Raw genomic sequence first — 24,488 nt, 5'->3', positions numbered from 1 at the left:
GAGTCCATTGCAGCTGATTTGAAACAGGAGCAGACCACTGAACACGCAAACCGACCGGCCGGCCAAGGCCGCCGATACCGCCCCCGTCATTATCAAGGATGACGGCGCTTCGAGTGAAGCCCTTCAAGACCTGATCCTGAAAGTGCTTGAAGACGACAAGGCGGAAGAGATCCTTTCCATTGATTTGCGTGGGAAATCCTCGGTCACCGATTACATGATCATCGCCTCCGGGCGCTCGCACCGGCATGTCGGCGCAGTCGCTGACCATGTTCTGCGAGCTTTGAAAGAGTCCGGTCAAGGCCGGGCCCGTGCGGAGGGCTTGTCAGCGGCCGACTGGGTGCTGATTGATGCCGGCGATGTGGTTTTGCACCTCTTCCGCCCGGAAGTGCGCACCTTCTACAATCTTGAACGGCTCTGGTCTGTCGATCCGGATCAGGCCGCGACCTGATTTTCCATGCAGTTCCGGATCATCGCTTCAGGGCAGCTGAAATCCGGCCCGGAACGTGATCTGATTGACCAGTATTCCGAGCGTATCCGCGCAGGCGGCGCTTCGCTCGCTTTGGGCCCGCTCACTGAAACCCAAATCGATGCCCGGAATTTCCGCGATAAAGCCTCGGAGTCTGCTGCGCTGGCTTCCAAAGTCCCGGACGGCGCAGCGCTGTGCCTGCTCGATGAACGTGGCAAGGCGCTGACGTCCCGCGAATTTGCCTTCACACTGGCCCGCTGGCGTGATGACGGCATCCGCGATGCGGCCTTCGTGATTGGCGGGGCCGATGGCCTTGATCGCACGGCCTTTCGATCGCCCGATTTGGTTCTATCCTTTGGGAAGCTGGTCTGGCCGCACATGCTGGTGCGGGCCATGCTGGCGGAACAGCTTTACCGGGCGGTCTCGATTCTATCGGGCGCGCCCTATCACCGGGATTAGGCAATATGTGGCCAATCGCTCTTGTTCTGGCGCTGCAAAGCGCCGCTGATCCGCCTCCCGAGGCGGCCGATGCTGCGCGGCTGGAACAAGAAGCCGAGGAGGCCAGCGAGCAAGCCGCTGCCGCCCAACGCGAAGCCGATGAGCTGGCCGCCGAAATCGCCGCGCTGCAGGACCGGCTGGTCAACGCGGCCAGCCAGGTCACAGCCAGCGAACAAACGGCCCTAGAGATCGAAGACCGGATAACTGAGCTGCGGCGTGAGGAAACAGAGATCCTTGACCGCCTGCTGGCAGATCGGGACGTACTCATCGATGTCCTGGCGGCTCTGCAGCGCATCGAACGTGGCACGCCGCCGGCGCTCGCGACCGCGCCGGGCGAAGCCGAAGAAGCGGCGCGCGCCGCCAGCTTGTTGGCCAGCATTACGCCCGAGCTACAGTTCCGTGCCGAAGCCCTGTCCCGGGAGCTGGAAAGTTTGCGCAGCGTGCGAGACGCGCTGGAAGTGCAGCGCGGTGAGTTGGGCGAAGCCGAACAAACGCTTGGCCGGCAACAAGCCGACATTCGCCGTCTGCTGGAAGCACGCCGTCAGCTGGAAGCCCAACGCCGCGGTGAAGCGGAACGCCTGGCAGATGTGGCCGCCACCGCCGGGGCGCAAGCCCGTTCCTTGCGGCAATTGCTCGCCACATTGCGGGGCATGACGGAAATTTCACCCCGCTTTAATCCGCGCCGGTTGATCCGCAGTGATGATATTCCGGCCCCGGCCTTGCGCCCTGAAGACGGGCTGGTCGTGGCACGGGCCCCTATGGCGCCGATTGAAACCCTGCGCTTTGCCGATAGCCGTGGACAGCTGCGGCCGCCTGTCGAAGGGCCTATTGTGCTGCGCTTCGGGCAGGCAGATGAAAACGGAGACCCGATAGAAGGTTTGCGCCTGCGGACCCGCGCGGGCGGGCAAGTTGTCGCGCCTTTTGATGCGCGCGTGGAATTTGCCGGAGACTTTAATACATATAACGGACTATTGATCCTAAGCGCGGGCGATGACTACTATATCGTTCTGGCAGGCTTGGGCTCTATCTATGCCCAGGCCGGTCAATCGGTTCTCGCCGGCGAACCGATCGGCGAAATGCCGCCGGCAGGAGAAACGGCACCGGATTTGTATCTGGAAATCCGGCGTGGTGAATCTGCGATCGATCCCGAGCCCTGGTTGAGGGTAAGATCGCGGTCCGGATAGGCAGGCGAACAGGTAAGGAAAACCGATTATGCGTTTGAATTTCATTGCAGCAGCTATCGCTTTCGCGCTCGGCGCGGGCGCGCTTGCCGTTTCTGCCGAAGGTTTTCAGGACAATCGCGAAGACACCTACCGCCAGCTGGAATTGTTTGGCGATGTCGTGTCCCGGATTGAGGCAGATTACGTCACCGATATTGACGACGCGGCGCTGATCGAGGCCGCAATCGAGGGCATGCTGGAAAGCCTGGATCCGCATTCAGGTTATCTGACGCCGGACAGCTTCCAGGATATGCAGGTGACCACGCGCGGCGAGTATGGCGGTCTGGGAATGGAGATCACGCTGCGTAATGAGCGCATCACGGTCGTTTCTCCCTACGAAGACACGCCGGCCGGCCGCGCCGGAATCCGCCCCGGTGATCAAATCATCGCTGTGGATGGCGAATCCATTGTCGGCTTCTCTACCGATGAAGCCGTTGATCTGATGCGCGGCCCGGTGGGCGAACCGGTGACCATCACCATTGCCCGCGAAGGCGAGGAGGATTTCGACCTTGATCTGGTGCGCGATACGATTCCGCTGCGCACCGTGGCCTGGCGTCAGGAAGACGGGTTCGGCTATCTGCGCATCGCTGGATTCAACGAACACACGACCGAAACTCTGCACGAAGCCATTGCCGAGATGCGCGAGGAATTTGGCGGCGAGATCCCCGGTGTCGTGGTCGATATGCGGTATAATCCCGGCGGACTTCTGGAACAGGCGATCGGCGTAACCGACACCTTCCTGGATGGCGGAGAGGTCGTGACGACCCGTTATCGCAATCCGGGCGAAAACCAGCGCTATAACGCCCGTCCGGGCGACATGCTGGCCGGGGCGCCGATTGTGATTCTGATCAATGAAGGATCGGCCAGCGCCTCGGAGATTGTGGCCGGAGCGCTGCAGGACCGGGAGCGGGCCACGCTGGTGGGCATGACCAGTTTCGGTAAAGGCTCGGTACAGACCATTATTCCGCTGCGCGGAGGCCGGGATGGCGCGCTGCGCCTGACCACAGGCCGGTATTACACGCCGTCGGGCCGCTCCATCCAGGCGACCGGCATTGTTCCGGACTGGCTGGTTTCGCATCGGATCATCGAAGCGGATGAAGAGCGTTATAGCGAAGCGACGCTGGACGGGGCCCTGGAAAATGATACCGGCTCCAGCCGCGAAGATGAAAACCTCGCTGCGATCGAGATGCCGCCGGAAGATTATGAAGGCGATTATCAGCTGACGCGGGCGCTGGAAATTCTGGCCGGTATTTCCGAACGCGAGGCCGCCGCGCTGCAATAAGCGCAGGACGTTACGCCGGGTTTTAACGCTTTCTTACCCGCCTGACGGCAGCAATCAGGACAGAGCCGGGTGCGGTGATTCGCACCCGGATTTGCGGACCTGAAACGTTGCCAGTGATGAGCTCACACACGCTAAGCCCTGCTTCCGTCCTCAAAGCCCCGGCGCTGGCCGGGCTGGGTGCCATGCTATTATTTGCCGCTGGCGCCGCGCTGATCACCTTTATGGGCGATCCGGATGGCAATCCGCCTGTGGTACGTCAGGCTCTGGGCCCTGCCCCGGAAGCCGCGTCAGAAGATGTTCAATCGCCGGGTCTGCGTCCGATCGAGTTTTCCCAGCCCGATGACACCGGCGAGCCCACGCTGACAGGCGCGCCGGAATCCTTTGAAGCGACGCCCTCTCTGGACGGCGCGACCCCGGCGACCGCTGAAGATCATCTGGCCCAGACGATCAACCCGGAGGCCCTGGTGCCAGCGCCTGTCTCCGGATTGACGACGCCGGGCCCCTCCGGACCCTTGCCGGCGATCGGCACGGATGGCACGCGCCCGGACCAGGCCTATGCGCGGCCCTGGCAGGGCGATCCCAATGCGCCCATGGTGGCGATTGTCATTGGCGGGATGGGCCTGAACCGGGCGGTCACCGAGGCTGCCATCGAGCAATTGCCGCCGGAGGTCGCGCTCAGCTTTGCGCCATACTCCCGCGATTTGCAGGGCTGGATCGACCGCGCCCGCGCCGCCGGACATGAAGTGTTGATCGAAATTCCTATGGAGCCCTTCGATTATCCCAATAACGATCCTGGCCCGCACACCCTGCTGGCGGATGCGCCGGACACAGAAAACGCCAGGCGGCTTTACTGGCTGATGAGTCAGGCCACCGGCTATTTTGCGATGACGAATTATCTCGGCGCCCGCTTTTCAACTTCCGAGCCGGCCCTGGAATCGGTGATGCGGGCGCTGGAAGAACGGGGCGTTTCTTTCCTGCATGACGGGACAGGCCGCATCTCCACCATTGAGGCGGCCGGCAATGATGCCGGTGCGCGCTGGGGCATTGCTGACCGGGTGCTGGACGAGGACCCGTCACCCAATGCGGTCGACAACCAGCTGTTGGAGCTGGAGGCGCGCGCGCTGCAGAATGGCTCGTCTATCGGGGCGGGCTTTGCCTATCGGTCCACCGTCGATCAGATCACTGAATGGGCCGAGCAAATTGAAGCGCGAGGCTATATTCTGGCTCCGCCGTCTGCCGTTATGGCGCGGCAACAGGCCGAACGCGGCCTGACCATCGGTCCGGCCCGCAGCGAGCCCTGATGGATGATCCTTTCCCAAAACACCGGCCAAATGCCGGTGTCGTTCTGTTCAACCGCCAAGGCCTTGTCTGGATTGGCCGGCGCGCGGATGTAAACGGTCCGTATATCTGGCAGTTTCCGCAGGGCGGGCTGGATGCCGGCGAGGATGCCGAATCGGCCGCGCGGCGCGAAGCCTATGAAGAAACCGGCGCGAGATCAGACCAGTTGGAACTTCTCGGCCAGATTGACCGCTGGCTGGCGTATGACTTTCCGGCCGACCTGCCGGCTCGGCCGGATCAGAAGAAATACAAGTGGAAGGGCCAGAAGCAGCGCTGGTTTGCCTATCGCTATACTGGCCGGGATCAGGACTTTGACCTGACCGCCGTGCCGCCGCAGGAATTTGCTGAATGGCGTTGGGAACGACTTGAAAATGTCCCGCCGCTGATCATCGACTGGAAGCGTTCGGTCTATGATGTGGTCGCGGACGAGTTTTCGCGTTTTGCCCGCTGACGCGCCCGCAAGGCACGTACTAATCCAATAATACTGATCCCGAACCAGCAAAATTCGATCAGGATCGACGCCGGATTGGGCTTGTAGATCAGCGAAATCAGAAGCAGGACCGCGCCGACACCATTGATGACCGGATGGCGCCAGTCATCCTCGCGCACGCCCCTGGTCTGTTGCCAGAAATAGGCAAAGAGCACGCAGCCCACACCGGCAAAGCCGATGAGGTCGGTCAGTCCGATTGTCGAGAGAAAGTCGATTAGCTGTCGAGCGCTGTGGTCAGCGCTTCCAGCTTGGCGACACGGGCTTCCGCCGCGGCGCGTTCATGATCATCACGCGCAAGGCCGATGTCCTCGCGGGCATCTGACAAATCCTTCGCGAGCTGCTCGCGATCGACGCCGGTCAGGTCGATGGCTTCTTCAGCCAGAACGGTCAGACCCGCCGGGGTCACTTCAGCAAAACCCCCATGGATAAAGGTGCGCTTTACATCTTCGCCATGATGGACGGAAATCGCGCCGGAACGGATCGCGCTCATCATCGGCGCATGGCCTGGCAGAACGCCGAAATCACCTTCTTCACCCGGCACAACGACCATATCCACATCGCCCTGGAACAGGCGGCGTTCGGGAGAAACGAGATCAAAGTGAAGCTTGTCAGCCATGGGAGATTCCTCGTGGTTCGCGGCGGCTTTTAGCAGGCCTTTTGCCGCTTGTGGAGGGGGGATGTCACCCCGTGCCCCGCGTGCAAACTTCGCCAGCGATCACGCCGTTTAGTCCCGCAGATCAGCCAGGCAGGCATTCGCCGGGCCGGTCAGAGCGTCGAGCAATGTCCGCATTGATCCGGCGCCATTGCTTTCCAGGGTCACCGTGACATCGAGATCGGGAAAATAGCCCGCCGGAACCGTGAGCGTCTGGGTGTTTCCGGAGGGTGGATCGGGTGGCGGGGGCGGGGGCGTGCCGGCTGGCGGACCGTAGGGTGAAAGCGGCAAGGCGATCTCTGCGATCACCTCCACACCGTCACGCACGCCGGGACAGGCATCCTCACGGACATCGCGGGTCACAATCATGCCATCGAGACGTTCATGCACGATATTGGCGAGGCCAAAATCGCTGACGAAGTTCCGGGATATCGCATCTGGCGTGATACCGCGGGCGTGCAGGTTTGCGGCAAAAGCCGCACCGTCAAAGGTCTCAAAGACTATGGCGTGAATATCCTCGGCACTGGCCGAAAAGGACGCCGAGCGATACCGCCAGAGGCATCCTTCCGGATCGCGATAACCTGCGCTGACCGGGCAGATCTCCTCAAAGGCAAACAAGATCCCGTAGGGAATCCACCAGCTGACAGACACATAGGACGGCCCGTCGAGTTCTGTCCGCCACGCTGCAGGATCATCGCTATAGCCCGGCAGGCGAAGCGCCTCGAAGGCGGCGGTGCGCCGTGCCGCCGTCTCGCCCCGGACATAAGTCATATACGCATACCAAAGCTGCTCGGTGGAATAGCCGTCATAGCTGGCGGGCAAATTCGTTGGCGGGGGCGGCGGAGGGGGCGGCACGCTGGCCTTGGCGGGCAGGTTGACCGCAAATCCCAATATCAGCGCTGCGAGCCAAAATCGTTTCATGATCATCCCCCGGTCTGGTTCCGAGTTTGGCTGGCAGAACTGGACTTGGGAAGTCCATAAGGACGAGAGTAAAGTTTGGGGTCCCCGGACTTGATCCGGGGATCCATCCATTGTGAAAAGATAGACCCTCGGGTCCCCCGATCAGGGTCGAGGGCAGGCGAGCCCAAGGGACCCGGGATTTTTTGCATTCATGTTACCCCGCCACGGCAGGCTCAAACGCCTTTATCGCAACGGGAACTTGCTGCTGGAGTATGGATCGAAAACTAGAAGTAGCTAAAGTCCCAATTGAAATGAGCATCTCGAACAGATCCATAAAACTCCTGTGGTCCGCGGCGGCGGGCCGATGTTCATTTCCTGATTGTTGGGAAAAGCTCACATTCCCCAAAGCATCAAACCAAGCGCCGTTCACATTGGGCGAAATGGCTCATATCTGTGGCAACAAACCCGGTGCAAATCGCTTCGATGCTAAACAGACGCAAGAAGAAAGGGACGACTATGAGAATCTGATTTTGTTATGCCCAACCCATCACAGCCTAATCGACAAAAAAGAGAATGAGCAGACCTTCACGGTGGAATGGTTGCTTGAAAGCAAATCCGCTCACGAAGCTAGGGTGGAGCGAAGCTTAGAAACTGATCCAACAAGGCCATTTTTGGTTGTTTTAAGACAAATGTTGGGGCTTCTAGCTGAGAACGAGCAAGCTTGGACTCAGTATGGTCCCAAGTCTGAATTAGCCCGTAAGCAACCAAATAGCGATGAGGCGCACGCTGTTTGGTTGTCTGAAAGACTTTCAACGATTGTTCCTAACAATCGGCGACTGGCCGCCTTGACGGAAGAGCACCGCTGTAAATTCGATTTATCCCATCAATCAAGCATTGCCGCCTTTTTGTTGCACGTCAAAAGCTACGAGCGTTGGGTTGCAGATGAGCTCCCTTACAGTGCCGTAAGAAGGTTTCCTGCAGAGTTTCCTGCGATGATTAAAGAAGTTATCGATGCCAGCTCATAGCGAAGACTTTCCTTGGCCTAGCTATTACGGCCACTTCAATTTTTTTGAGTCGCGAATGATCAGCCACAGTTGCGTTGATAGCATCGATAAGCTGGCTAACGGCCTATATTTATTATCGCTTTCGGACGCTCGAATTATTCGGGTCTTTATTTGTGAATGCTATTCGTTTGGTGTTGCTGAGTACATGGAGACAGCTGAGAAATTAGGCGATCTTGACGCGGTTGTCATAAGCTCAAACTGGTGCGGATATACCTATGAAGCAAAAAAGCATTGCCGAGACAGCAAGGTTGGATTGTACGACATAGCTGGCTTCATGGCAGCCTTAAATCGGCCTGACCTTTGGGCATATCTGACCGATGGTGAAAAAGAGATATTTAAAGAGAGAGGTTGGCTATAGTTGAAGAACTGAGGGCTTATGTGTTCGGCTCTGCTTTTTCGCAATGCGAGAACGCTAGAGATATTGATCTGTTGCTAATTCACCAAAATATCTCGGAATCATCTTGCCAGATGGCGATTATTTGCAAGAGCCGATTATCTAGGATGATTTCCAACGCACACATCACCATTCTGTCCCAATCTGAAGAGTCACAATTGGGTTTTATCTCTACCGCTGGCGCAATCGAGGCCGGTCAAGTTAGAAGCGAACATTTCACTCCCGACCTAGACAAGTTGGTCAGTAAAATAGGCCGATTGCTAACGAAAAAATAAGAGCGAAAGCCAAAACAAGTTACTCCGCAAGCGCCGCCGCAAATCCCTTTGTCGCCGCTTCAAACTTGTCGCGGCAACCCGGATTGCAGAAGCCAACCACAACCGTCTCGCCCGTAGGCGTCGTCCATCGGGTCAGCGAATCAGCGCTGACCGGATCACCCGACCAGGGGCAGGTGTCGTTGACACAATCTTCAAGGCGCAGATCCATGTTTTAACTCCCGTACTGGCCGGAGCGTTCCTGAATTTGGCGCAAAAGAAAAGGCCGGTCGCATGGACCGACCTTCCCAAACTGTTTTGAACGTGCTGCCTAGGCGGCTTCAGCGGCCAGCGCTTCGGCTTTCTTGACGGCGTCTTCAATGGTGCCGACCATGTAGAAAGCCGGTTCCGGCAGGTGGTCGTACTCACCGCTCACAATGGCTTTGAAGCCTTTCACGGTGTCTGCGACCGGCACCTGAATGCCCGGGAAGCCGGTGAAGATTTCAGCCACGTCGAACGGCTGCGACAGGAAGCGTTCCACTTTCCGCGCGCGGGCCACGACCAGCTTGTCTTCTTCCGATAGCTCGTCCATGCCGAGGATGGCGATAATGTCCTGCAAGCTCTTGTATTTCTGCAGAATTTCCTGAACCTGACGCGCCACTTCATAGTGTTCTTCGCCGACCACGCGCGGGTCGAGGATCCGCGAGGTGGAGTCGAGCGGGTCCACAGCCGGGTAGATACCCTTTTCCGAGATCGCCCGGTTCAGAACCGTAGTGGCGTCCAGGTGAGCAAAGGTCGTGGCCGGGGCCGGGTCGGTCAGGTCATCGGCCGGCACGTAAACGGCCTGCACCGAGGTGATCGAACCCTTTTTGGTCGAGGTAATCCGCTCCTGCAGGGCCCCCATGTCGGTGGCCAGCGTCGGCTGATAACCCACGGCGGACGGGATCCGGCCCAGAAGGGCGGACACTTCCGAACCCGCCTGGGTAAAGCGGAAGATGTTATCGACGAAGAAGAGCACGTCCTTGCCTTCTTCATCGCGGAAATATTCAGCCTGAGCGAGACCGGACAGGGCCACACGGGCACGCGCGCCGGGCGGCTCGTTCATCTGGCCGAAAACCAGCGCACAACGCGAGCCTTCCGTCGAGCCTTTGGCCGGGTCCTTGTTCACGCCGGATTCGATCATTTCCCAGTAGAGATCGTTCCCTTCGCGGGTGCGTTCACCCACACCGGCAAAAACCGAATAACCGCCGAACATCTTGGCGATGTTGTTGATCAGTTCCTGGATAAGCACCGTTTTGCCCACGCCGGCACCGCCGAACAGGCCGATCTTACCGCCTTTGGCGTAGGGGCAGAGCAGGTCAATGACCTTGATACCGGTCGGCAGGATTTCCGCTTCCGTGGCCTGATCTTCAAAGGCCGGAGCCGGACGGTGGATCGGGGCGCGCTGGTCATAGGACACATCGCCCGCCTCATCGATCGCATCGCCCGTGACGTTCAGGATGCGGCCAAGCACGCCGGGACCAACCGGAACCGTAATCGGCTCACCCAGGTCAACCACTTCGGCCCCGCGTTGCAGGCCTTCTGTGGCGTCCATGGCGATGGTCCGCACGGCGTTTTCACCGAGGTGCTGGGCGACTTCCAGAACCAGCTTCTGGTCGCCATTCTTGGTTTCGAGCGCGTTCAGAATATCCGGCAGGCCGCCGTCGAATTCGACGTCGACAACAGCGCCCGTGATCTGAGCAACGCGTCCTTTGAGCTGTGCCATCTCGATCTTTCCTTCCGGGACGTAACTTACAAGGCCTCAGCGCCGGAGATGATCTCAGTCAGCTCCGTCGTGATCTTGGCCTGGCGTGTGCGGTTATAAACAAGGTTCAGTTTGTCGATCAGTTCACCGGCATTGCGCGTGGCATTATCCATCGCGGCCATGCGGGCGCCCATCTCACCAGCGGCGTTTTCCAGCAGCGCAGAGAGAATGATCGTATTGACGTAACGGGGCAGGAGCACGTTGAGGATTTCCTCCTCTTCGGGCTCGTATTCATAAACGGCGCCGCCAAGATCGGGACGCTCGGCATCCTCATCAATGGCATTGACCGCCGGGATCAGCGTCTGGGCGCGCGGTTTCTGCGAGATCACGGAGACAAACTCCGAGGAAATCAGCTCGCAAACATCGAACTCGCCCGCTTCAAACATCTCACGGATGATGGAGCCGAATTCCGCCGCCGCGTCCTTGCCGACATTCTTGCCGCCCGCAAGGTCATAGCGCTTGACGATCAGCTTGGCGTAAAGCCGGTTCAGCTGCTCGGCGCCCTTCTTGCCGATGGTGATGATTTTCACCGTCTTTTCCTGGCGTTGCAGGTCGGTGATACGCTCGCGCGCCTTGCGGACGATATTGGTATTGAACCCGCCGCACAGACCCCGATCGGCTGTCATCACGACCAGCAAATGCGTATCGGATTTGCCGGTGCCGACGAGGAGCGGCGAGGCACCCGGCGAGTCCTTCATCGAGGTCGACAGGTTTGCCATGACCGACGCCATGCGCTCGGCATAGGGGCCCGCAGCTTCGGACGCATCCTGCGCTTTGCGCAGCTTGGCGGCAGCCACCATCTGCATTGCTTTCGTGATCTTCTGCGTGGATTTCACGCTTGAGATCCGATTGCGGAGGTCTTTGAGCGACGCCATGCGGCTCTCCTAACCCGTGCCCTTACGCGAAGTTCTTCGTGAAGGTCTCGACGACCGATTTCAGCTTGCCTTCGGTTTCGTCAGACAGCTTCTTGTCGGTGCGGATGGTCTTCAGAAGATCCTTGTGATCGGCGTGCAGGTGACGCAGCAACTCTTCTTCATACTGACGCACATCGCCGACCGGCACATTATCGAGATAGCCCCGCGTACCGGCGAAGATCACGCAGACCTGCTCTTCCATCGTCAGCGGCGAGAATTGCGGCTGTTTCAAGAGCTCGGTCAGGCGCTGACCCCGGTTCAGGAGGCGCTGTGTTGCGGCATCCAGGTCGGAACCGAACTGGGCAAAGGCGGCCATCTCACGATACTGGGCCAACTCACCCTTCATCTTGCCGGCCACCTGCTTCATCGCTTTGGTCTGGGCGGCAGAGCCTACACGGGACACCGACAGGCCGACGTTCACGGCCGGGCGGATACCCTGATAGAAGAGGTCGGTTTCCAGGAAGATCTGGCCATCAGTGATCGAGATCACATTGGTCGGGATATAGGCCGACACGTCGTTGGCCTGGGTTTCGATGACCGGCAGAGCGGTCAGCGAACCCGCGCCCTGATCGTCATTCATCTTGGCCGCACGTTCCAGCAGGCGGGAGTGCAGGTAGAAGACGTCACCCGGATAGGCTTCACGGCCCGGCGGACGGCGAAGCAGCAGGGACATCTGGCGGTAGGCCACGGCCTGCTTGGACAAGTCATCATAAACGATGAGGGCGTGCATGCCATTGTCGCGATAGTATTCGCCAATGGTGCAGGCGGTGAACGGCGCCAGGAACTGCATCGGTGCCGGATCAGACGCGGTAGCGGCTACGACGGTGGTGTATTCCATCGCGCCGTTTTCCTCGAGCGTTTTCACGATCTGGGCAACGGTGGAGCGCTTCTGGCCGACGGCGACATAGACGCAGTAGAGCTTCTGGCTCTCATCATCGGTGTCGTTGACGGATTTCTGGTTCAGGATGGTATCGACAGCAATAGCGGTCTTACCGGTCTGACGGTCACCAATGATCAGCTCGCGCTGGCCCCGGCCGACCGGGATCATGCCATCGATGGACTTGATGCCCGTTGCCATCGGCTCGTGAACGGATTTACGCGGGATGATGCCCGGTGCTTTCACGTCGACGCGGCGGCGCTCGGTTTCTTCAATCGGGCCCTTGCCGTCGATTGGCTCACCCAGCGCGTTCACGACGCGGCCGAGATAGCCTTTACCAACACCGGTATCCACGATGGCGCCGAGACGCTTGACCGTGTCGCCCTCTTTCAGGCCGCGGTCATCGCCGAAGATCACGCAACCGACATTGTCGCGTTCCAGGTTCAGGGCCATGCCCTTCACCCCGCCCGGGAATTCCACGAGCTCACCGGCGCGCACCTCGTCGAGGCCGTAGACGCGGGCAATACCGTCACCGACGGACAAAACCTGGCCCACATCCGAAACCTTCGCTTCGGCGCCGTAATTCTTGATCTGGTCTTTCAGGATTGCGGAAATTTCCGCGGCACGGATGTCCATGGCGTTACCCTAAGCCTCTTTCATCGCTGTCCGGAGTCCTTCGAGCTGGGTCCGAAGGGAGGAATCATACATGCGCGAACCGACCTGAACGATCAGCCCGCCGAGAATATCCGGGTCCTCTTGGGTCCGGACGTCAACTTCGCGCCCGAGGGCACGTTTCAAGGACGCTTTAAGCGCGTCGATTTCTTTTGCAGTCAGCTTTGCAGCCGTTGTCACATTGGCGGATGCTACACCGCGCGCTTCGGCGGCCAGCACGGCATAAGCCGCGGCAATCGCGCCGAGCTCTCCGGCGCGGCCATTTTCTGCCGCCACCATCAGCGTGTTTTTCGTCAGCGGATCAAAACCGGCCTTGTCCGCCAGGGCGGCGATGACACCGGTTTTGGCGTCGCCTTCTACCAGCGGGCTTTTCAGCGCGGTGGCGAGTTCGTCACTGTCTGCGAGCCCCGTCGCGAGGGCCGCCATGTCCGGCTCGATCTTGTCCGCCGTTTTAGCGTCTGCGGCCAGCTCGAACAGGGCGCTGGCATAACGTCCGGCTGCGCCGGTGATTGTCGCGGTATCGCCACTCATCGGATCGTTCTGTCGCCTGCCTTTGCCGAATGTGCTGGCGAGTCGCATACACTAGCCGCCAAGCACTTGAGAACATTGCGAAAATTGGAGCACGCTTTCGCCCTCAAGACGCGCGCTTCTCCGTTGCGGGCTGCGCTTAGCACAGGGGCTGAAAAGCGGCAACCCGCTTGCGGCAGGACAAGCCCCCAGACTGTATAAGGTTGATCGGTTCACGGAAGGCCTCAGACTGGACTTCAGGAGGGGTGATTTGCACGAGATCGGGATCATCGGATTAGGCGCGATGGGGCTGGCCAGTGCCTGGGCCGCCAACCGCAAGGGCGTGTCCGTGATCGGGTTTGATCAGTTCGCGCGTGGCCATGCCTCTGGCTCCAGCCATGGCGAAACCCGCATGATCCGCCGGATCTATTCAGAAGGTGCGCTTTATTTGCCCCTGCTGGACCGGGCCTATCAGCTTTGGCCGGACGTTGAGACAGAAGCGGGCGAAACGCTATTCATCGAAACAGGCGGGCTGGATATCGGCGTTGCTGGTAGCGCTTTTGTGACTGATGCCCTCGCTTGCGCCGAAGCATCCGGACAGGACTTTGATGTGCTGGATGCCGGTGCGCTGAGATCCCGCTATCCGGCTCTGGCGGTTTCTGACGATATGATGGCGCTTTTCGCGCCGGGCAGCGGTTATTTGTTGAGCGATGCGGCCAATACCGCCTTTGGGCGATTGGCAGAAGCCAAGGGCGCCTCCCTGAATTGGGACTGCGCGGTGGACCGGGTCGAAATTCTGGACGATGGCTATCGCCTGCACACCGTCAATGGGACATACGATGTTGAACGCCTGATCAATGCCGCCGGGCCGTGGGGCGGGCTGTTTCATGCCGGGCTGGATCAGGCGCTTACCGTTGAACGCCAGGTGATTGGCTGGTTTGACGGACCAGCTGACACACCGCCCTTCCAGCGTGCTTTTACCGGCGGCGATCGCGTTTACGCCCTGCCCGGCGCCACGCCCGGGCGCTGGAAGCTGGCGCTTTATCACCATCGCAAGGAAACAGGCCAAGCGTATCGAGAGACCGTGCCGGTCGATGCAATAGATCGCGCTCTAATCGCCAATCAGCTGCAAGCCATATTGCCGGAGTGTTCGCCCCCGGATGATTTCGGCGTTTGCCGCTTCACCAACACAAGGGATGGCCGCTTCATCCTCGACCGATCCGAAACGGGAGAAGTCCTGATCGCAGCCTGTTCCGGGCATGGCTACAAATTTGCGCCGGCGATTGGCGAGGCCGCGGTAGCGCTGGCGCTTAACGAAACACCGCATCTAGATCTGTCAGAGTTCACAATGGCGCGTCAGACAAAGCTGTAGGGCTCAATATCAATCGTCACCCGCACGGACGACACCGGTTTCATCCGCTTGCGCCAGGCAGCGACATAGGCCGAGACGTCCACGTCCCGGTCCGCGCGGATCAGGAGCCGCCGCCGGTGCCAGCCCCGCACCATGCCATAGCGCGGCTCAGCTGGTCCCCAGATGGTCACGCCATCCGCATCCGGCGCTGCGGCGGCCCATTGTTTCGCAATTACGTCAATCTGATGCGCATCCTTGGATGAAAGGATGATCGCCGCGAGCCGTCCGAAAGGCGGCAAGCCCAGAACTTCGCGGGCCATGGTCTCGGTTTCCATGAACCGATCCCGGTCGCCCGCCACCAGCGCGGCGATGGCGTCATGATCCGGGTCATGGGTCTGTAACAGAGCCCGGCCCGGCCGTTCAGCGCGGCCCGCGCGCCCAGCCACTTGCACCAAGGTTTGATAGGTCCGCTCGCCGGCGCGCGGATCGCCCCCTGCCAGGCCGAGATCCGCGTCAACGACGCCAATCAGGGTGAGGTTGGGGAAGTTATGGCCCTTCGCGGCGATTTGAGTGCCCACGAGAATGTCGATCTCGCCGCGCTCCATCCGATCAATCAATGAGAGCAACGCTTCGGCGGAATGGGCGGTGTCCGAGGACAGGATTTCGACCTTCGCATTGGGAAAGCGCGCCTTGGCCTCTTCGGCCACACGTTCCACGCCCGGCCCCACACTGGTCAGCGAATCTTCCGCCCCGCATTCCGGGCATTTGCCCGGACGCGGCATGGAAAAGCCGGTGAGATGGCAGATCAAGCGTCCGGTATAGCGATGCTCGGTGAGGTAGGTTTCTGCCTCGGGTGATTTCATCTTGTGGCCACAGGCATTGCAAATGACCAATGGCGCATAGCCGCGCCGGTTAAGATAAAGCAGGGATTGCTCGCCGCGCTCCAGCGTTTCGGCCATCGCCTCGACCAGCGGATCAGACAGCCAGAGCCCGCGTTGCGGCTTGTGCTCGCGCAGATCAATCGTCGCGACGTCCGGCAGGACGGCTTTGCCGATCCGGTCCGGCAGCTGGATATAGGCATAACGCCCGGCACGCGCATTCGCGAGGCTTTCAATCGAGGGCGTCGCCGAGGCCAAAACAATCGCTGCTTTGGAGGCACGGGCGCGCACCACCGCCAAATCGCGCGCCTGATAATGCAGACCATCGCCTTGTTTATAGGTTGCGTCATGTTCCTCATCGACGACGATGAGGTGCAAATTCTGGAACGGCAGAAAGAGCGCTGAGCGGGCCCCAATAACAATGCGCGCGCGGTTCTCATTCACCTCCCGCCAGATGCGGCGACGTTCCTTATGGCCCTGATCGGAATGCCAGACGGCCGGTTCTGCCGCGAAGCGCTGAACAAAGCGGGTCGTCACCGCCCGTGTCAGCGCGATTTCCGGCAGCATGACGAGGACTTGTGCATCCGGGTCTTCCTTTAGCGCATGGGCGATGGCTTCGAAATAAACCTCGGTCTTGCCAGAGCCGGTGACGCCATCCAGCAAAGCCGCCTGAAATCCGCCGGCGGTGATCATGCGTTTCAGCTGGTCGGCCGCCGCCGCCTGTTGCGGCACCAGTTCCACGCCTTGCCGCTTCGGATCAGGCGGATCGAAGGGCGGATCGGCCGGACGCTCAATCCGGTTCAGCCCGCCTGCTTTCACCAGCCCGGAGACGACACCCGGTGTAACGCCTGCCAGCCGGGCCAGCTCTGCGGCGCAGTCCGGGCCATGGTCTGCGATGACATCCAGAACCTTCTGGCGGGACTCCGTCATGCGGGCGGGCGCTTCGCCTGAGGGCTCGAACAGGATTTCGGTCGGCGAAGGCAACAATGTGTCTTCGCTGCGCAACACATTTCTCAGCATGATGCCCGGCAGCTGGACCAGATATTTCGCCGACCAGTCGATAAATTCCCGCATGGCCTCGGATAAAGGCGGGGCGTTATAAACGCTCTCGACCGATTTGAGATTGCGCGAGCCATCATCGGCTGACAGCGCCCAGACCACACCGCGCGCAGATCGCGGGCCCAGTGGTGCGCGAACATGATCGCCGAGGCGCAGCTCCATCCCCTCCGGCACCGCATAATCAAACGGCTCCGGCAGCGGCATCGCAAACAGGATCGAGGCTTTCACCTTGAGGGCGGGCGGGCGAGTCATCTCCGCCAGTATAGGCGCGAGGCCCGACCCGCCTGCAACGGGTTTTGGCGGCGTTTACCGAACACCAACCCGTTTCTGTTATCCCTGACCTCAACATAAATCCGAAAACGGATGGTGGGACAGTGACAGATATTCTTGAAAAGCCGGGCGCGGAGCCCGGCGCAATGGATCGCGCCATGGTGCGCCAGATGCTCATAGAAAACCCGGACTGGGTCCGCCGCGATGCGGAATTGCTCTCGCATTTAGCCGGCGCACCGGACGGCGTGGCTGATCTTGGCCGTGTGGTGCGCGACCGCCTCTTGGGCGAGGTTCGCGACTTAAAAGAACAACATCGCACGCTCGCCTATCATGCGCGGGAGAATCTGGCGCTGCTGGCGCGGGCGCAAAGCTATGTCCTGTCACTGATGAGCTGTGCGGATCTGGATGAGCTGGATTATTCGCTCGCCTGGGAAGCGCCCTCTGCGCTCGGCGTTCAAACAGCCCGGCTCTATCTGGAGGGTGCCACGCCGATGATCGTCTCGGAAGCCATCCATCCCTGCGGACATGGCCTGGTCGACGAATTGCTCGGCGATGAGAATGATTTCACCGGCGCGTGTGCACCGCGCACGGGCCGTACGCTATATGGCGAAGAGATGGGCAGTCATGCCCTTTGCCGTATTGAGGCGAGTGGCCGCACGGCCATGCTGGCGCTGGCTTCGCAGGAAGCGGATCAGTTTCATTCCGGCCAGGGCACGGAAATTCTCAATTTTGTGGCCCGCGCCGTGGAGCGCTTGATCACCCCATGGCTGAAGGAAAGCTAGGTAGCTCCGCCGAGCAGGCGCTCAATGACTGGCTGGAGCATCTGGCCGGGGAAAAGCGCTACAGCGAAAAGACCATTGAAAGCTATTGCCGGGATGTCTCCGGTTTTCTGGACTTTCAGGGCGGTCATCGAGGCGAACGCCTGACGCTGGATATGCTCGCCGGGCTGAAGGCGACGGATTTCCGCGCCTGGTTGGCCGACCGGCGGCGCGATGGCGTGTCTGCGCGATCTCTGGCGCGGTTCCTGTCTTCGGTGCGCAGCTTTTATAAGTATCTGGAACAAAGACGCGGCCTGACCTGCCCGGCGCTTGGCCTGGTGGAATCGCCGAAAGTGCCGCGCAGCCTGCCCAAGCCAGTCAGTGCGGAAGCGGCGCGGCAGATGGTGGCGGAGACAGGCGCGCGCGAAAAACCGGACTGGATCGCGGCGCGCGATGAAGCCGTGCTGCTGCTTTTATATGGCTGCGGCTTGCGGATCAGTGAGGCCTTAGCGCTGACCGGGACCGATCTGCCGCTAGGCGATGTGCTGCGTGTGACAGGTAAGGGCAACAAGACGCGGCTGGTGCCGGTCCTGCCCGCCGTGCGAGAAGCCGTCTCGCGATATGCCGCGCTCTGCCCGTTTGATCTGGACAATGACGCCGCTTTGTTCCGCGCCGTGAGGGGCGGACCGTTGGGCGCGCGCGCCGTGCAACACCTCACGCAAGACCTGCGGAGCCGACTGGGTTTACCGTCGACAGCGACACCGCATGCTTTGCGGCACAGTTTTGCCACGCACCTCTTGGCCGGCGGCGGGGATCTGCGGACCATCCAAGAATTGCTGGGTCATGCCAGCCTGTCAACGACGCAAGTCTATGCCGCCGTGGAAGGCGATCATCTGACCGAGGTCCATGCCGCCGCCCATCCACGCGCCCGTCGGCGCTGAAGCGGCCTGCCTGTACTGTTTTATCGGTCTCAAAGCCGGCCTCGCCGCAGACCGCCCTGACCGATCCGGTTTGTTCCTGGCGCTGAATACCGCGCCCCAAGCCTCTACGAGCCTTGTGTCCAACGCATTCCGGTCAGCACGCCTCGACAAGTCAGATCCCGCCCCAGCACTGCCCCTGCCCACCTTGATGATCCCTATTCAATCCCGTTACGCCACCCCAACATCGCTCTTGCACTTCCCTAAAATTATGATACTTTATTTTTCAAAGTTATTTGGAGATAGCAATGAACGACTCCTCCCAATCCGATCTGGACTATTTGCGCAGTGTGGCCGAGTCCGGACAAAACGCCCCCCTGATTGGCGGACGCTTTCTGATCAGCTGGGGTGGGCTGGCCATGCTGGCCTGTGTTGCCCATTGGGCAATTTCCTCCGGACTGACGGGGATTGAACCGCAATTCGTTGGCGCCGTCTGGATGGTGTTCGGCATCGTCGGGGTTTTGATGCAGACGATCATCTCACGCGGGCTGGCCAGCAAGCCGGGGCTGGGCTCCATTGGCAACCGGGTGTCCGGGACCATCTGGCGCTTTGTCGGGATTGGCACCGCGCTTTATGTGGCCGGAATTCTGATATCTGTCACCGCACTCGATGCTAACCCGGTGATGTTTGATTCCATCCTTACCATTGCGATGTTTGGCTATGCTATGGCGTTCTCGGTCACAGCGGCCCTGTCCGGCGAAAAATGGCTCTATGGCCCGGCCTGGATGTCGATGGCTGGCGCGGCGCTGTCTCCGGCCTTTTACGGACGCCCCGAGCTTTATCTGTTGATTGCCGCGATCATCCTGTTTTCGGCCATAATTCCGGGCTTGCGCATGGTGAGTAAGGAACCGGGTGCCGCCAATGAGTGAGACCGATTTCGACGCCAACGCGCTCGATGACGTCATTCATGGCAAGTTGCGGCTCGGCATCATGGCGTATCTGTCGTCGGTCTCTGCGGCGGCCTTCACAGAGCTGAAGGAGAAGACAGACGCCTCGGACGGCAATCTGTCAGTCCACATGCGCAAGCTGGAAGAAGCAGGCTATATCAAGGTGGAGAAGACATTTGTCGGACGGCGGCCACGAACCACGCTTTCTTTAACGCCAAAGGGCCGAAAAGCCTGGATTGCCTATCTCGATAATTTACGGCAGCTGACTGGCAGCTAGGCCGCCGCTTTTTCCCGGCGCATCGCAAAGCGGACGATTTTCAGCCCCTCGTCTTCGCGGGCGCCCGTCTCAACAAAACCTGTCTTTTCCAGAACACGCTGCGATGCGATCAGGTGTGGCAGGGTTTCCGCCACGACTTCACTGACCTGCCCGGACTCAAATGCCCAGCCAACGAGCGCTTCGACGGCTTCGGTCGCCAGACCCTGTTCGCGGAAGGAGACAAGCATCGAATAACCGATTTCGACCTGACCATGATCATTGGGCGGGCCTTTGAACCCTCCGCCGCCGACCAGACGGTCCATACCCCCCGCGAAGCCCGGCCAGACAAAAGCCCAGAAATGCCAGCCCAGTTGATCCGGGTGGCGCTTCAGCTCCTCTTCGGTCAGATCCATCGCGGACTGGTCCATCAATTCCGGCGGCCAACTGGCCTCGGACTGGACATTCAGCGCTTCGAAAAAAGCAGCAGGCGCGCGCGACTGGAGCCCGGAAAGCCGGGCATCCAATGCGATCAGTTTGAGCCTGTCTGCCTTGATTTCCAGCATGCCTCTATCCGTTCACAAGGGGCCCGCGGCAAAGGCCGGCCCGTTCAAGCCCCTCATTGTCCGATCACAGACAAATTCGCCCCGCAAACGAATGCCTGATCCGATTCTTATAGCACGAAAGTATGAGTTGCGCGTTGAACTTTTTGTCAAAAAAGGGAAATTTTCCGTTTTCCGCACCGGTTCAATGCACCTCGATCAGGCTTGCACCAACCGGGTTCAAGCCTGCATTGTCCAGCCTTCCACACCCATTGCCGCCTGACGGACGGCTTCCGTCATGGTCGGGTGCGGGTGAGAGGTGCGGGCGATGTCTTCAGACGCCGCGCGGAATTCCAGCGCCAGGCATAGTTCGGCGATCATTTCTCCGACGCCCTTGCCGATCATGTGTGCGCCCAGCAATTCGTCAGTTTCGGCATCGGCGAGCAGTTTCACCATACCGTCGGTTTCATGGTTTGCGCGGGCGCGGGAATTGGCCATGAAGGAAAACTTCCCGGTCTTGTAAGCCCGGCCTTGTTCTTTCAGCTCGTCCTCGGTTGCGCCGACGCTGGCAATCTCGGGATTGGTGTAAACGACACCCGGAATAGCGCCATAGTTGACGTGGCCTGCCTTTCCGGCGATGCGCTCGGCACAGGCGGTGCCTTCATCCTCGGCCTTGTGCGCCAGCATGGGGCCATGCGTGCAATCGCCAACCACCCAGACGCCCTCTGCGGAGGTCTGGAAATGATCATTGGGGATGAAGCCGCGCTGGTCGGTTTCAATGCCGACGCTCTCCAGTCCCAGTCCTTCCGTGTAGGGGCGCCTGCCAATGCAGACGAGGGCATAATCGGCCTCGAACGCCTTTTCCTTGCCGCCCTCAGCGGCTTCGGTCTGAACCGTGACGCCGGTCTTGGTTTTGTCGATGCCGGTAACTTTGCGGGAGAGCTCGAATTTCAGGCCCTGCTTTTTGAAGATGCGTTGCGCTTGTTTGGCGATCTCGGAATCCATCCCCGGCAGAATACGATCCAGATATTCGATGACGGTGACTTCCGCACCCAGACGCCGCCAGACAGAACCCAGCTCCAGCCCGATTACGCCCGCACCGATGAGGACGAGTTTCTTTGGCACGTCATTCAGATCCAGCGCGCCGGTGGACGAGACAATCCGGTCTTCATCAATCTCGACTCCGGGCAAGGGCGTCACTTCAGACCCTGTCGCGATAACGATGTGTTTGGCATTCAGCGTTTCAGCGCCGTCCGGCCCGTCCACCTCGACCTTGCCGGGACCGGCGATTTTGCCCTTGCCCCGAATGTGATCGACCTTGTTCTTCTTTAAAAGGAAGGCCACGCCATCGGTCAGGCCTTTAACCGCGTCCGTCTTGCCTTCCATCATTTTGGGCAGGTCAATTTCTAGCCCGGTGGTCTTGATGCCATAGCCTTCGAAATGCTTGTCCGCGGCCTCGTAAAGCTCGGAGGCGTGAAGGAGCGCTTTGGATGGGATACAACCCACATTCAGGCAGGTGCCACCCAGCGTGTCGCGCATCTCAATGCAGGCGGTTTTCAGGCCCAGCTGACCGGCGCGAATGGCGCAATTATAGCCGCCAGGACCGCCACCGATAATGACGACATCATAGGATTTGGACATGGGGGCGGCCTTTCATCTGGCAGGGATGTGTTGTCTCTACCTAAAACCGCCCCTTGCAGGTTTCAACCGGCTCAGGCCGCTTTTGCGCCAAACACTTTGACAGCTAAGAAGGCGGCGATTGCGATGGCCAATGGCCCCGCCGCGATCATCCAGATCGGATGCGGGATCAAGACCAGGTTGAGTGCAGTCATGGCCAGAACCAGGCCGGCAACTGCCCAGGCCGTCCAGTTGGCTTTGGAGATCAGCATGGCAACCGTCCCACCAACGAATGTCCCCAGACCCCAGGCGACAATCACTGCCAACAGCGCGCCAACGGGCAGGCTATCCATCATCGCGGCGACTTGCTCGGGATCCATCGGATCCAGCCCCTCCGGTACCGGATAGATCATATGCCCGATCATCTGGACCAGCATAATGGTGACGAAGGAGGCGACAGCCCCGGCCACCAGCCCCAAAATGACTTTCAACATAGCCCTGCCCTATTTCAGAATTCCGCGCAGGCTGGCCCAGCGCGCAAGCCAGAAAAAGACCAGCAAGCTGATCACAATGGCGGCTGAGAAAATCAGCGCGCCGGCCCCACCCATAACCTCCATGCCATTGGTGAAACCAATGCTGTAGATCGCAGAGATGACATAGGTCACCAGGCTGATCAGGAATAATAGCGAGGCCAGCTTCATCCGGAGCAATAACAGAATAGCCCCGACAAAGGCGCTCCAGACCGAGATGGCCCACAGGGCCACGAACCAGGTCGGGAAACCATAGAAGTAAGCGAGTTGTTCTTCGGTGAAGCTGCTCATATAGAAATCAAGCTGCAGCTTGGTGGCGGTGTAATCGAACGCCCCCCCGGCGAACCAGAGCACGCCGATCACCGCCAGAATCCAGTACCAGAAAGGTGTCTTGGTTTGTGATAATTGCATGAATGTCCTCCCCTGTTAGGGGGAGATTAGCGGTAAGTGTCCGATTTGGGGAGGGGTGTTTTATCACCCCACCGGTCTATCAAATATCAAACAGAAGCCGTTGCGGGTCTTCCAGCGCTTCCTTGACGCGCACAAGGAAGGTCACAGCCTCTTTGCCATCGACGATGCGGTGGTCATAGGACAGCGCCAGATACATCATCGGCCGGATGACGACCTCGCCGTTTTCAGCGACCGGGCGCTCCTGGATTTTGTGCATGCCCAGAATGCCCGATTGCGGCGCATTCAGGATCGGCGTCGACAGGAGGGAACCGAAAATGCCGCCATTGGAGAGCGTGAAGGTCGCGCCCTGCATTTCCTCAATAGAAAGCTTGCCATCGCGGGCCTTGGTGCCCAGCTCGATGATTTTCTTTTCGATATCAGCCAGCGACATCTGATCGGCATCGCGCACAACGGGAACCACAAGGCCGCGCTCCGTCGAAACGGCCACGCCCATGTCATAGTAATTCTTGTAGACGATCTCCTCGCCATCAATCTCGGCATTGACGTTTGGAATTTCCTTCAGCGCATTGACGCAGGCCTTCACGAAGAAGCTCATAAAGCCGAGCTTCACGCCATGCTTGGCCACAAACGCTTCCTGATGGGTTTTGCGGGCCTGCATGATCGCCGTCATGTCCGCCTCGTTAAACGTGGTCAGCATGGCGGCGGTGTTCTGCGCATCCTTCAAACGCCGCGCGATGGTCTGGCGCAGGCGGGTCATTTTCACCCGCTCTTCGCGCGGATCATCGCTGCGCGGCGCGGGCGCCTTCACCGGTTCGGATTTGGGGGCCGCCGTGCCGCTTTCAACGGCTTTCAGGGCGTCTCCCTTGGTGACGCGGCCATCTTTGCCGGTGCCTTCCACTTTCGAGAGGTCCAGATTGTTTTCTTCCGCAATGCGTGCCGCAGACGGCATGGCTTTGACGTCAGACGCAGGATTGTTTTTCGCGTCGGATTCCGGCTTGGCCTCCGTGGGTTGGCTGCCGCTGGACGACGTACCGCCCGCACTGATTTTGGCAATCGGCGCGCCGGGCGTGACCACATCGCCTTCTTCAACAAGGCGTTCTGCCAACACGCCATCGGCCGGGCACGGCACCTCGACCGCCACCTTGTCGGTTTCGATCTCGACCAGCGCCTGATCTTTCTTCACGGCCGCGCCCTGATCGACCAGCCAAGCCCCGACCGTGCCTTCCGAGACGCTTTCGCCCATCTCGGGAACAACGGCCTCGATCAGATCGCCGCCATCCTCTTCACCGCCATCGTCTTCGCCGGCCTCTTCGTTGTTGTCTTCCGGCTCATCGCCTGCCGCGTCCATTTCGGCAGTGTCGTCCTCGTCGGCAGATGACCCGCCGCCGCCTTCACCGATTACCGCGAGCTGAGCCCCGATTTCGACCGTCTCGCCTTCCGAGGCGATGATTTTCGACAGCGTGCCGTCTTCTTCCGCGCGCACCTCGATGGAGACCTTGTCGGTTTCCAGTTCGACCAGGATGTCGTCCTTCTTCACCGCATCGCCTTCAGCAAAATTCCAGCTGCCGACCGTGGCTTCGGATACGGATTCGCCCAGCTCGGGCACTTTGATGTCGGTCATATCGG

Annotated in this window: 27 protein-coding genes; 13 read left to right on the top strand and 14 right to left on the bottom strand. The window is 59.9% G+C overall.

The annotated features are described in order from the left end of the window. The first annotated feature begins 37 nt into the window (after nt 1–37). The 6 genes from rsfS (at nt 38) to ACO079_RS11170 (ending at nt 5,255) form a co-directional block, all read left to right on the top strand. Nucleotides 38–448 carry a ribosome silencing factor gene (gene rsfS / locus ACO079_RS11195; RefSeq protein ID WP_421792952.1) on the top strand — a complete coding sequence of 137 codons (411 nt, stop codon included), beginning with the start codon at nt 38–40 and terminating at the stop codon, nt 446–448. 6 nt (nt 449–454) lie between these two features. Continuing rightward, complete coding sequence (gene rlmH / locus ACO079_RS11190; RefSeq protein ID WP_421790071.1) at nt 455–925, top strand: 23S rRNA (pseudouridine(1915)-N(3))-methyltransferase RlmH; 471 nt, start codon at nt 455–457, stop codon at nt 923–925. Between the two features lie 5 nt (nt 926–930). Beyond that, on the top strand, nt 931–2,148 hold the full coding sequence (locus tag ACO079_RS11185; protein ID WP_421790069.1) for a murein hydrolase activator EnvC family protein: 1,218 nt from the start codon (nt 931–933) through the stop codon (nt 2,146–2,148). A 28-nt stretch (nt 2,149–2,176) separates the two neighbouring features. Continuing rightward, nucleotides 2,177–3,466, top strand: coding sequence for a S41 family peptidase (locus ACO079_RS11180; protein ID WP_421790067.1), 1,290 nt, complete (start codon nt 2,177–2,179; stop codon nt 3,464–3,466). 116 nt (nt 3,467–3,582) lie between these two features. Then, on the top strand, nt 3,583–4,767 hold the full coding sequence (locus ACO079_RS11175; RefSeq protein WP_421790065.1) for a divergent polysaccharide deacetylase family protein: 1,185 nt from the start codon (nt 3,583–3,585) through the stop codon (nt 4,765–4,767). Then, entirely contained in the window at nt 4,767–5,255 is a 489-nt protein-coding gene (locus ACO079_RS11170) for an RNA pyrophosphohydrolase (protein ID WP_421790063.1), read from the top strand. The genes ACO079_RS11175 and ACO079_RS11170 overlap by 1 nt, the downstream gene beginning before the upstream one ends. On the opposite strand, the gene ACO079_RS11165 is transcribed toward ACO079_RS11170, so the two are convergent. The 3 genes from ACO079_RS11165 to ACO079_RS11155 form a co-directional block, all read right to left on the bottom strand. Then, nucleotides 5,213–5,449, bottom strand: coding sequence for a CBU_0592 family membrane protein (locus ACO079_RS11165; protein WP_421790061.1), 237 nt, complete (start codon nt 5,447–5,449; stop codon nt 5,213–5,215). The genes ACO079_RS11170 and ACO079_RS11165 overlap by 43 nt on opposite strands. A gap of 59 nt (nt 5,450–5,508) precedes the next feature. Further along, nucleotides 5,509–5,910 carry a F0F1 ATP synthase subunit epsilon gene (locus ACO079_RS11160; RefSeq protein WP_421790060.1) on the bottom strand — a complete coding sequence of 134 codons (402 nt, stop codon included), beginning with the start codon at nt 5,908–5,910 and terminating at the stop codon, nt 5,509–5,511. A 108-nt stretch (nt 5,911–6,018) separates the two neighbouring features. After that, nucleotides 6,019–6,867, bottom strand: coding sequence for a hypothetical protein (locus ACO079_RS11155; protein ID WP_421790058.1), 849 nt, complete (start codon nt 6,865–6,867; stop codon nt 6,019–6,021). Nucleotides 6,868–7,118: 251 nt separating this feature from the next. On the opposite strand from ACO079_RS11155, the gene ACO079_RS11150 reads away from it, so the two are divergent. Together ACO079_RS11150 and ACO079_RS11145 are read left to right on the top strand one after the other, a co-directional pair. Beyond that, nucleotides 7,119–7,871: an HNH endonuclease signature motif containing protein gene (locus ACO079_RS11150; RefSeq protein ID WP_421790057.1), complete on the top strand. Its 753-nt coding sequence runs from the start codon at nt 7,119–7,121 to the stop codon at nt 7,869–7,871. A 55-nt stretch (nt 7,872–7,926) separates the two neighbouring features. Continuing rightward, nucleotides 7,927–8,268, top strand: a complete 342-nt coding sequence (locus ACO079_RS11145; RefSeq protein WP_421790055.1) for a hypothetical protein — start codon at nt 7,927–7,929, stop codon at nt 8,266–8,268. A gap of 330 nt (nt 8,269–8,598) precedes the next feature. Here ACO079_RS11145 and ACO079_RS11140 read toward each other — a convergent pair whose 3' ends face one another. From ACO079_RS11140 to ACO079_RS11120, 5 genes are all read right to left on the bottom strand, one after another. Beyond that, entirely contained in the window at nt 8,599–8,787 is a 189-nt protein-coding gene (locus tag ACO079_RS11140) for a glutathione S-transferase (protein ID WP_421790053.1), read from the bottom strand. A 99-nt stretch (nt 8,788–8,886) separates the two neighbouring features. Next, a complete protein-coding gene (gene atpD / locus ACO079_RS11135; RefSeq protein ID WP_421790051.1) occupies nt 8,887–10,320 on the bottom strand; it encodes a F0F1 ATP synthase subunit beta in 1,434 nt (477 codons plus the stop codon). A gap of 26 nt (nt 10,321–10,346) precedes the next feature. Beyond that, nucleotides 10,347–11,234 carry a F0F1 ATP synthase subunit gamma gene (locus tag ACO079_RS11130; protein ID WP_421790049.1) on the bottom strand — a complete coding sequence of 296 codons (888 nt, stop codon included), beginning with the start codon at nt 11,232–11,234 and terminating at the stop codon, nt 10,347–10,349. 22 nt (nt 11,235–11,256) lie between these two features. Further along, nucleotides 11,257–12,786, bottom strand: coding sequence for a F0F1 ATP synthase subunit alpha (gene atpA, locus ACO079_RS11125; protein ID WP_421790047.1), 1,530 nt, complete (start codon nt 12,784–12,786; stop codon nt 11,257–11,259). 9 nt (nt 12,787–12,795) lie between these two features. After that, nucleotides 12,796–13,401, bottom strand: a complete 606-nt coding sequence (locus ACO079_RS11120; RefSeq protein WP_421790045.1) for a F0F1 ATP synthase subunit delta — start codon at nt 13,399–13,401, stop codon at nt 12,796–12,798. Nucleotides 13,402–13,600: 199 nt separating this feature from the next. Here ACO079_RS11120 and solA point away from each other — a divergent pair, with 199 nt between their 5' ends. After that, entirely contained in the window at nt 13,601–14,701 is a 1,101-nt protein-coding gene (gene solA / locus ACO079_RS11115) for an N-methyl-L-tryptophan oxidase (RefSeq protein WP_421790043.1), read from the top strand. Here solA and ACO079_RS11110 read toward each other — a convergent pair. Further along, entirely contained in the window at nt 14,686–16,869 is a 2,184-nt protein-coding gene (locus ACO079_RS11110; RefSeq protein WP_421790042.1) for a primosomal protein N', read from the bottom strand. The genes solA and ACO079_RS11110 overlap by 16 nt on opposite strands. A gap of 122 nt (nt 16,870–16,991) precedes the next feature. On the opposite strand from ACO079_RS11110, the gene ACO079_RS11105 reads away from it, so the two are divergent. The 4 genes from ACO079_RS11105 (at nt 16,992) to ACO079_RS11090 (ending at nt 19,786) form a co-directional block, all read left to right on the top strand. Continuing rightward, a complete protein-coding gene (locus tag ACO079_RS11105) occupies nt 16,992–17,669 on the top strand; it encodes a DUF484 family protein (protein WP_421790040.1) in 678 nt (225 codons plus the stop codon). After that, a complete protein-coding gene (locus tag ACO079_RS11100; protein WP_421790038.1) occupies nt 17,651–18,586 on the top strand; it encodes a tyrosine recombinase XerC in 936 nt (311 codons plus the stop codon). The genes ACO079_RS11105 and ACO079_RS11100 overlap by 19 nt, the downstream gene beginning before the upstream one ends. 284 nt (nt 18,587–18,870) lie before the next feature. Beyond that, nucleotides 18,871–19,491, top strand: a complete 621-nt coding sequence (locus ACO079_RS11095; RefSeq protein WP_421790036.1) for a hypothetical protein — start codon at nt 18,871–18,873, stop codon at nt 19,489–19,491. Then, nucleotides 19,484–19,786 (top strand): winged helix-turn-helix domain-containing protein, encoded by a 303-nt coding sequence (locus tag ACO079_RS11090; protein WP_421790034.1) that lies wholly within the window; start codon nt 19,484–19,486, stop codon nt 19,784–19,786. The genes ACO079_RS11095 and ACO079_RS11090 overlap by 8 nt, the downstream gene beginning before the upstream one ends. On the opposite strand, the gene ACO079_RS11085 is transcribed toward ACO079_RS11090, so the two are convergent. The 5 genes from ACO079_RS11085 to odhB all read right to left on the bottom strand — a co-directional run bounded on the left by ACO079_RS11085 (nt 19,783) and on the right by odhB (nt 24,483). Next, complete coding sequence (locus tag ACO079_RS11085) at nt 19,783–20,328, bottom strand: GNAT family N-acetyltransferase (protein WP_421790032.1); 546 nt, start codon at nt 20,326–20,328, stop codon at nt 19,783–19,785. The two genes, ACO079_RS11090 and ACO079_RS11085, sit on opposite strands and share 4 nt — an antisense overlap. 216 nt (nt 20,329–20,544) lie before the next feature. Next, nucleotides 20,545–21,945 carry a dihydrolipoyl dehydrogenase gene (gene lpdA, locus ACO079_RS11080; protein WP_421790030.1) on the bottom strand — a complete coding sequence of 467 codons (1,401 nt, stop codon included), beginning with the start codon at nt 21,943–21,945 and terminating at the stop codon, nt 20,545–20,547. Between the two features lie 71 nt (nt 21,946–22,016). Beyond that, nucleotides 22,017–22,415: a hypothetical protein gene (locus tag ACO079_RS11075; RefSeq protein WP_421790028.1), complete on the bottom strand. Its 399-nt coding sequence runs from the start codon at nt 22,413–22,415 to the stop codon at nt 22,017–22,019. Nucleotides 22,416–22,424: 9 nt separating this feature from the next. Next, a complete protein-coding gene (locus ACO079_RS11070) occupies nt 22,425–22,862 on the bottom strand; it encodes a hypothetical protein (protein WP_421790026.1) in 438 nt (145 codons plus the stop codon). A 79-nt stretch (nt 22,863–22,941) separates the two neighbouring features. Then, entirely contained in the window at nt 22,942–24,483 is a 1,542-nt protein-coding gene (gene odhB, locus ACO079_RS11065) for a 2-oxoglutarate dehydrogenase complex dihydrolipoyllysine-residue succinyltransferase (RefSeq protein ID WP_421790024.1), read from the bottom strand. Nucleotides 24,484–24,488: the final 5 nt, after the last annotated feature.

This window comes from Hyphobacterium sp., from assembly GCF_965228115.1.
In the GTDB taxonomy this organism is placed as follows: Bacteria; Pseudomonadota; Alphaproteobacteria; order Caulobacterales; family Maricaulaceae; genus Hyphobacterium.
This window is presented reverse-complemented; position numbering and strand designations above follow the sequence as displayed.